Raw genomic sequence first — 1,561 nt, 5'->3', positions numbered from 1 at the left:
CCCTCTGTGCTAACATAGGTGAGACAGATCTGGGATTATGATCTTAAGTCGAGGGCCGCAAGGAGTTCTCATGGCCAGCAAAAAACCAACGCCCGACCAATCAACCCATGACCCCGAAGTTCGGCCCAAAGCCGCCCGCACCCACTGGAGTGCCCGCGACCGCCTGCGCATTCTGGCCGCTGCCGATGCCTGCGCCCCCGGCGAACTTGGTGCCTTGCTGCGCCGCGAAGGCATTTACTCCTCGCACCTCGCCCGCTGGCGACGACAACGGGCCGAGGGCGAACTCGCGGCACTCACGCCCAAACGCAAGGCCGCACCCACGCCCGAAGCCCAGCGCCAGACCGCTGAACTGGCCCGCCTCCGCCGCGAAAACCAGCGGCTCCAAGCCAAACTGGCCCAAGCCGAGGTGATCATCGATGTACAAAAAAAGCTTGCGACCTTGCTGGGAGTGACCCTCCCAGCGCCGCCGACCGACGCACAGGATTAATCACGGCGGTGGCTGATCTGGCTCCCACGGTGGGCATTGCCGCTGCCTGTCGCGCACTCGGTGTCCCCCGCAGCGCGGTCTATCGTGCGGCTCAGCCCGCTCCCGCAGCGGTTCCGCGTCGTCGGCCCGCCCGTGCGCTCACGCCCGATGAGGTCGCCCACATCCGCACCGTACTCAACAGTGATCGCTTTGCCGACTGTACGCCGCGCCAGATCTACGCCACCTTGCTCGACGAGGGAACCTATTTGTGCCATTGGCGCACGATGTACCGGATCTTGGCTGCCCATCGGGAAGTCCGTGAACGCCGCAACCAGCTGCGCCATCCGACCTATGCCGCGCCGGAATTGTTGGCCACGGGGCCAAACCAGCTCTGGAGTTGGGATATCACCAAATTCAAAGGCCCAACCACCTGGTCGTATTTCTATGCGTATGTCATTCTGGATGTCTTCAGCCGCTGCATCGTGGGCTGGATGGTGATGGAGCGCGAATCAGCGGCCTTGGCCGAACAGTGTATTGCCGAAACCTATCATCGCGAGGGCATTCAGCCGAACCAGTTGACGCTGCACGCCGACAACGGCAGCGCCATGACCGCCAAGCCCGTGGCCCAATTGCTCGCCGATTTGGGCGTGACCAAAACCCATAGCCGACCACACGTTTCGAACGACAATCCGTACTCGGAGGCCCAGTTCAAGACCACCAAATATCGGCCTGATTTCCCCGAACGATTTGGGAGTCTCATCGATGCGCGGGCGTGGATGCGGGTGTTTGTGCAGTGGTACAACCACGAGCACTGCCACAGCGGGATTGGCTTGCTGCCGCCAGCGATGGTGCATCGTGGCCAGGCCACTGCCATGACGACGGCGCGGCAGCAGGTGCTGGCGACGGCCTATGCGGCCCACCCCGAACGCTTTGTGCGGGGAACACCGCGCCCACCGCGTGTGCCGCAAGCGGTGTGGATTAACCGCCCAGTCGGGCCAGCTGATCCGTCGATCGCGGTGGCATTGCGCGAATAATCCTTCTTTAATCGTCCGTTTGCTCCGTTGTCATCTGTTTCACCGTGCTTGACACATTCCG

The 1,561-nt window shown here is 62.6% G+C and carries 1 protein-coding gene; it reads left to right on the top strand.

Annotated elements, in window-relative coordinates:
* Positions 1-70 precede the first annotated feature (70 nt).
* Positions 71-1,500 (top strand): IS3 family transposase gene (locus ABEB26_RS26810; RefSeq protein ID WP_486348342.1). Its coding sequence is split into 2 segments (ribosomal slippage): positions 71-431 and positions 431-1,500, totalling 1,431 coding nucleotides; the frame shifts between segments, so codons are not numbered across the junction.
* Positions 1,501-1,561 lie beyond the last annotated feature (61 nt).

The organism is Herpetosiphon gulosus (assembly GCF_039545135.1).
In the GTDB taxonomy this organism is placed as follows: domain Bacteria; phylum Chloroflexota; class Chloroflexia; order Chloroflexales; family Herpetosiphonaceae; genus Herpetosiphon; species Herpetosiphon gulosus.
This window is presented reverse-complemented; position numbering and strand designations above follow the sequence as displayed.